Origin of the sequence: Protofrankia sp. Cr2, from assembly GCF_963555885.1 — a bacterium.
Lineage (GTDB): Bacteria > Actinomycetota > Actinomycetes > Frankiales > Frankiaceae > Protofrankia.
Window position 1 is genome coordinate 20995 of record NZ_CAUVXG010000018.1, and the last position, 6391, is coordinate 27385.

General features: G+C 68.4%; 6 protein-coding genes. 3 read left to right on the plus strand and 3 right to left on the minus strand.

Features of this window, described 5'->3' with window-relative positions; translation table 11 throughout:
* On the minus strand, window positions 1-1589 hold a 1589-nt coding region (locus U9978_RS10815; protein WP_322760957.1), incomplete at its 3' end, for a PEP-utilizing enzyme.
* Window positions 1586-2218, minus strand: a complete 633-nt coding sequence (locus tag U9978_RS10820) for a hypothetical protein (protein ID WP_322760958.1) — start codon at window positions 2216-2218, stop codon at window positions 1586-1588. The genes U9978_RS10815 and U9978_RS10820, both read right to left, overlap by 4 nt.
* Window positions 2219-2771: 553 nt before the next feature.
* Here U9978_RS10820 and U9978_RS10825 point away from each other — a divergent pair.
* Both U9978_RS10825 and U9978_RS10830 read left to right on the plus strand, forming a co-directional pair.
* On the plus strand, window positions 2772-4112 hold the full coding sequence (locus U9978_RS10825) for an aromatic ring-hydroxylating dioxygenase subunit alpha (protein ID WP_322760959.1): 1341 nt from the start codon (window positions 2772-2774) through the stop codon (window positions 4110-4112).
* Window positions 4113-4176: 64 nt separating this feature from the next.
* A complete protein-coding gene (locus U9978_RS10830; RefSeq protein WP_322760960.1) occupies window positions 4177-4956 on the plus strand; it encodes an SDR family NAD(P)-dependent oxidoreductase in 780 nt (259 codons plus the stop codon).
* A gap of 182 nt (window positions 4957-5138) precedes the next feature.
* Here U9978_RS10830 and U9978_RS10835 read toward each other — a convergent pair whose 3' ends face one another.
* Window positions 5139-5450, minus strand: a complete 312-nt coding sequence (locus tag U9978_RS10835) for a hypothetical protein (RefSeq protein ID WP_322760961.1) — start codon at window positions 5448-5450, stop codon at window positions 5139-5141.
* Window positions 5451-5631: 181 nt separating this feature from the next.
* Between U9978_RS10835 and U9978_RS10840 the strand changes: the two genes are divergently transcribed.
* The gene (locus U9978_RS10840) at window positions 5632-6099 is read left to right on the plus strand and encodes a hypothetical protein (RefSeq protein WP_322760962.1); all 468 of its coding nucleotides are present in this window, start codon (window positions 5632-5634) and stop codon (window positions 6097-6099) included.
* The last annotated feature ends 292 nt before the right edge of the window (window positions 6100-6391 follow it).

The following is a 6391-nucleotide window of genomic DNA, read 5'->3' on the forward strand; positions in this document are numbered from 1 at the left end:
AGCCGCACGGCGCTCGCCGCGTCGGCCGCGGTGTCGGCGTTGGCCCGCACCCCGATCCGGCGGTGGTCGTCGGCCCAGCCGAGCAGGACGTCGAGCTCGGCGGAGGGGGCTGCCGGGCGAATCTCGACCGCGCCGACGTAGACGTCGCCGGTGCGTCCGTCGACGGAGATGACGTCGCCTTCGTGTAGTTCCCGCCCGTCCACACTGATCCGGCCCGTGGCGGGATCGACCCGCAGGCTCGACGCGCCACACACCGCGGGCCGACCGGCGCCGCGGGCGACCACGGCCGCGTGTGAGGCGAGTCCCCCGCCCGTCGTGACGACGGCGGCGGCGGCCAGCAGACCTGGCACGTCCGCGGGTGTCGTTTCGGTCATCACCAGGATGGTGGGTACACCGTCCGCGGCCCGGTCGAGGGCGTCGAGGCTGGACAGCGAGATCCGGCCGCTGGCCGCGCCGGGGGAGGCGGCGAGCCCGCGTACCAGCAGCGGCTCGCCGCCGCGCAGCCGCAACTGGGGGTGCAGCAGTGCCTGTACCTGTTCGGGCCGCACCGAGCGCACCGCGGTGGCCTTGTCCAGGGTGCCCGCCTGGGCCAGGTCCACCGCGAGCCGCACCGTCGCCTGGGGGCTGGGATGGCTCAGCGGCGCGGCACTGAGCAGCGCGAGCTCGCCGTCTTTCAGCTCGAACCCAACCTGTGCGACGGTGCGGAAGTGGTGTTCGAGGGTGGCCAGCGCTTCGCGCAGGAGATCGGCGCCACCGGGCATCTGTGCCAGCGGCTCGCCCGGTCCACTCGGCGGTTCGCTGCGGCGTACGCCGCGGTGGAACACCCCGCTCGGTGCGAACGCGCCGGTGTCGGGGTCGCGACTGGCCGCACTGCCGTGGCCCGAGCGTGCCCACGGCCCGATGAGCAGCGCCTGCAGATGGAAGGCGATCGGGGTGTCGGCCGGCAGTGACTGCGCCGTGCGGGCACGTCGTCCACGCGGGGAGTTCCACCGAGCCAGTTGCGCGGTGGCGGCGAGGGCGACCTGCTCGGCCGGGTCCTGCGGGTAGGGCCCCTTGCCCAGCTGTTCGCACATGTCGAGTAGCGCGTGTAGCTGCTTGGCCGGGTCGGGGTTGTCCAGGACAAGGTCGTCGATGTCGTCGGCGGGGACGCCGAGGGCACCTTCGGCGATGGTCCGCACTGTCGCCGACCAGGTTTCGTACAGTGTGTCCGCACGGCCGATCGCGACGCCCAGCGCCGGGGCCGTCGCCAGCGAGAGCCCGAGGCCCGCGACCATCGGTGGCAGGCCCGCCGCCGGCACCGGTGCGCTCGCGACGAGTCGCAGCAGCATCGGCCGGTCGGCCTGCCCGACGCGCCGGCCGGCCAGCGCGGACAGCAGGTCGACCGCGCCGCGGGCGACCGTCACGTCGGTGAGGTCGCCGGCATGTGACGCCGGGATCGTGAGACCCGGGACGGTCGGCAGCCCCAGCCGCACGAGGCTGTCCATCTCCATTCCGTGGACGCCGAGCTCGGCGGCGTCCAGCCCACGGGCATGCCCTTGGCCGTATGGGACGAGGTGCGGGCCGGGGGAGGGGGACGACACAGCGTTCACCCGGCAGACCCCGCGACCAGCCGTTCCTCCAGCGCCTCGTCCTCGGCCCGACTCACACCGAGTAGCAGTAGCAACTCCTGGTGCAGGCGCATCCACACCGTGTGGTAAGAGTCGCTCAGCGGTGAGGTCAGAGCGGAGGCGTCACCGGCGTCGAACGCGTCGAGTGCGGCGGCCAGGTCATCGCGGTAGTGGCCGAGACCGGGGACCGGGTCGGCGAGTCGGCGGATGATCCGTGCGATCGACGCGTGCACGTCGTCGAACTGATCGCGTACGGCCGCGTCGTAGGTGGCGTCGCCATGGTCGTTGGGCGACCCGTCCGGCCGGCATTGCCACGCTGTGCACAGTTCCCGCAACCGACGGTTGATCGGCAGGAACGCATGGTAGAGGACGGTGACCCGCTCCTCGGCCTGCGAACCGGCCGACAGACGGGACCAGCCGCCGACGAGCGTTCTGGCGTCGACGGTGGGCATCGTCACCGGCCCCTTGGCCAGTGCCAGCCCGGCATTCACCAGACGGTCCAGTTCCGGGGCCGAGCCACGCCGCATGCCTCGGATGACGAGGTCGGTCAGTGTGGCGCGGGCCGCTTCGTCGAGCGAGTCCGGGTCTGTGCCGGTCGCTAACTGCGTCATCGGTGTTGCCTCTCCTCGTCAGGCGCTGAACCGTGCCCGATGGCGTGTCATCTCATGATCTGTCATGTCATGAGCTGTCGTGATGCTGCCTGACGGCCGGGAAGCGCTGGGTGGGCACTGATCCGACCATCGGTGTGTGATTCCGGTCATGCTGCGTCTTTTGGGAATCCGAGTCAAGAAACAGGCGGGTGTGGCCGTGCTGTGATCGCCGTCGCAGCTGGACCGGCTGGCCGTCGTCGCTCAGGCCCCGTTGCGGTCGGTGACTATATCGACGTTCACTACAGTAACTACTTCGGGGCGGACGCGCAGGTCCGGACTGTCGCCGCCGCGCCGGGAGCCGTGGCCGACCCACGCATACCCGCCTCTCGGGTGTGTCGGTGCGGGCGGGAGCCGGTGGGCTCGATGTTCGTGGAGCGCCACCGGTCTCGAGGAAAGTAACTGTTGACATCCTCTAGTTAAGGCGATGTGATAAGGGTCATAGCATCCGAATCGTGATGGAAGAGGCTTCGGACGTGCAGGTGAAAATGATCTTTATATTGAAGGGGTCCGTCCGATGACCACCACTGACACGACTCGTTCCTCCGCTTCCGCTTCCGCTTCCGCTTCCGCTTCCGCCGCCGCTAGCGCTCGCGCGGGAGCCGACGGCTCTGCACCCGTCTACACCCCCGCGTTGGACAGCAGCGCTGACACCGTCGTGGGCCGCGACGCGCGCTCGGTGATGGAGCGGCTGGTCGGTCTCTATCGGGAGCAGACAACGGAGCAGGTACCGACGCAGTGGCGTGAGCCCGTTCGCAACTACTCCGACCCGCAGCGGTGGCGTGACGAGATCGACGCCATCCACCGGCGGGTCCCGTTGCCACTGGCGCTGTCCTGTGAGCTGCCCGAGCCGGGTAACTACAAGGCCATACAGGTCGTCGACATCCCGGTGCTCATCACCCGGGACGCCGCTGGTGTCGTTCACGCCAGCGTGAACGCCTGCCGCCACCGGGGCTCCGAGCTGGTCGCGGAGGGCGTCGGCCGGACGAACCGGGCGAAACGGATCACGTGTCCGTACCATGCCTGGTCCTACGACATGGCGGGTTGCCTCGTCGGCATCGGCGGTGAGAAGACCTTCGGGCCAGTCGACCGTGACCGTACCGGGCTGGTGTCGCTGCCCGCGCAGGAGCGGGCCGGCATCATCTTCGTCGGGCTCACCCCGGGTCGTCCGCTCGACCTCGACGACTGGCTTGGTGATCTTGAGCCACTGCTCGAAGGGCTGGGGCTCGCCGGGTGTCATCACCACTCCACGCGGGTGCTACCCGGGCCGAACTGGAAGATCACGGTTGACGGGTACCTCGAGGGATACCACTTCGCCGCGCTGCACCCGACGACGGTCTACAAGACCAACCTGTCGAATATGGCCGCGTTCGACAGCTGGGGTCCGCACCAACGCAACGCGTTCGCGCTGCGGACCATTGCCGAGGCGTCCACGCAGCCACCCCAGACGTGGGACCCGGCGAGCTGCGTCGGTGCGATCTTCTGGCTGTTTCCCGGGTTGGCTGTTTCCGGGGGTTGGCGCCAGTCGGTCTCGGTGTCCCTCGTGCTGCCCGGCCGCACCCCCGAGGAGTCCCGTACCCAGCAGCTGATCCTGCTGCGTCGTCCACCGGCCGACGACGAGGAACGCAAGGTCGCGGACACCACCCGCGACTGGTTCCACGACGTCGTGCTGGATGAGGACTATTCGACCGGCTTCGGTGTGGCGCGGGGACTCGCCGCGCTTGACGGCACGGATTTCGTCTTCGGCCGCAACGAGCCCGGCGTCCAGCATTTCCACCGTGTCATCGACCGGTTCCTCGACGAGGCCGGCACCGCGCAGGCTGGCACCGCGCAGGCCGGCACCGACGACCTGCGGTGACCGGCACCCGTTTTCCGACCACCTGTTTTCCGACTACCCGTATTCCGACCAGGAGGTCGTACGCATGACTCTCGACGGACGTGTCGCTGTCGTCACCGGAGGCAGCCGTGGCATTGGCCGCGGGATCGTGGAGGTGCTCCTCGCCGACGGCGCCAACGTCGTGATCAGTGGCCGTTCCGAGGTAAAGGGCAAGGAAGCCCTCGACGAGCTCGCGGTCGGCGACCGGGCGCAGTTCGTGCCCGGTGACGTTCGGCTCCAAAGCGACGTGGAGGGGCTGATCGACGCCGCTGTCGCGAACTACGGCCGTGTCGACATCCTGGTGAACAACGCCGGTGGCAGCGACGGGTTCGCCCCGATCCACCAATTGACCGACGAGGCATGGAGCACCGCCCTCAACTGGAACATCAACGCCGTCTTCTGGGCCACCCGGCGGGCCGTGCCGTCCATGCTCGCCAACGGCTGGGGGCGGATCATCAACATTTCTTCCGTCGAGGGCAAGCAGGCTAACAAGGCTGCTGTCAGCCATTACATCACCAACAAGCACGCGATCAACGGCTTCACCAAGGCGACGGCGTTCGAGTACGGCACCGCCGGGATCACCTGCAACGCGATCTGCCCCGGCGCGGTCGAGACGGACATGATGAAGGATGCCGGGCCCGTGGCCGCGGCCAGCGTCGGCATCACCTATGAGGAGTTCCTCCAGACGTATGCGGACGAGTCCGCGATCAAGCGCCTGAACACCGTCGAGGAGGTCGCGGCGATGGCCCGGCTGCTCGCCAGCGACCTCGGCGGCGGCATCACCGGCGCGCTGCTCAACGTCGACGGCGGTACCGCCGCCTGGTAGTGGCGACGACCTGTGGGAGTCCCGGTTCGGCAGTTCTACCGAACCGGGACTCCCACAGGCCCGGCCATGCCCCCTAGCCGTCGGCTGAGCGGTCCACCGCGAGGTGGGCTTCCCGGAGGAGGGGCGGGCGGCGAGGTCGAGCGTGGTGTAGGTGGGACGGCCGGCCTCGTTGTACGTGCGTTTCACCCGCTGCAGGTAGACGCGGGCGGTGCCATAGGTGACCCCCCGGCGCGCCGGGCTGCGGCCTGCAGAGTGCTCCCGGTGGCATAGGCGACCAGCACGGCCTGTTCCTGAGAGGAGAGCCTCGGCTGATATTCGGGCACGGTCGCCGACGTCCGTACCAGGTCGAGATCCGGCTGCGAGGCGAGCCAGGAGCGCAGTCCCTCCAGCAGCATGCGGTCATTGTCGATCGCGGCCAGGGTGATGACGCCGGACAGATCCGTTCCACCAGTGTGCTGTGATTCTTGTGGTGTTGATCCGAAGGCCTTTCGCACGACGTCTGTGCTTCTCCCCGGACAGTGCGGCAACTCTGTGTCAGTGCAGACATGCTTCAGCGTCGCATGCGCGGGTCGGGTGTACTCGGCAATCCCGTGAATCTGTTGAGACATTGCGTGGCGCGGGTCGCGATCTCCACAGGTCGCCGTGTAATCGTCACCGACCCGATGACGTCTACCGATGATCGGCTGGATCCTTGCCAGCTGCGGAAACGACACGGCGAGCCCGGCGGTGTCGACGCCGTCCACCGGCGTGCCTGCCTTTGGTGCGTCTGCTGCGCGGGCTGTTCTGGCGGAGTTCGACCGGGTGGACTCGCAGGCCTCCAGCGCAGGGGATCTGGCGGCGCTCGCCGGTCAGGAAACCGCGCCCTCCCTGTGCGCGGCTCGATCGGGCGACGCGACCCTGGCGTTCGTGGCCCTGTACTCGGCGGACTCCGTGACACCGACCCCGACCGGCCCACCAGCCGCGACGCTGTCCGCCAGCAGTCCTGACGTGATTGCCACCGGGCACCACGAGGCCGTGACCGGCAAGAAAATCATTGTTTCGCGGACCCAGATTTTCTTGGTGCGCGTACCGGACTCCGTCACCGTACCGGTGACGGTGCTTGGTCTCAACGACGCGGCCACCGCGCTGAGCGCATCCGCATGACAGTCCGGGGCTGTCGGAACTGTCATGCACGGCAGAGTTTCGTGCCGTCCGCACCCGAGGGGCGCCTTCTCGCCTGACGATTGTGCGTGGCGGAATCAAGCGTGAGATATCGCTACGTAGAGCGATCTTGCTGAGGCCCTGGTAATCCTACGCGTCGAACACGACCGGACCACCTGATCATTCAACGCAACAGGCGGTTACTCGAAAAGGCTCAGCGGCACTGGAAACAGCGTCCATACCACATTTGACAGCTACCGAGGTTTAGAGCGACCGGCAATAGGGACGCGGCGTC

What these genes read in the sequence shown, in the direction of transcription:
- U9978_RS10820 (WP_322760958.1), bottom strand. Translation starts at nt 2,218, where the DNA reads ATGACGCAGTTAGCGACCGGCACAGACCCGGACTCGCTCGACGAAGCG.
- U9978_RS10825 (WP_322760959.1), top strand. Translation starts at nt 2,772, where the DNA reads ATGACCACCACTGACACGACTCGTTCCTCCGCTTCCGCTTCCGCTTCC.
- U9978_RS10830 (WP_322760960.1), top strand. Translation starts at nt 4,177, where the DNA reads ATGACTCTCGACGGACGTGTCGCTGTCGTCACCGGAGGCAGCCGTGGC.
- U9978_RS10840 (WP_322760962.1), top strand. Translation starts at nt 5,632, where the DNA reads ATGATCGGCTGGATCCTTGCCAGCTGCGGAAACGACACGGCGAGCCCG.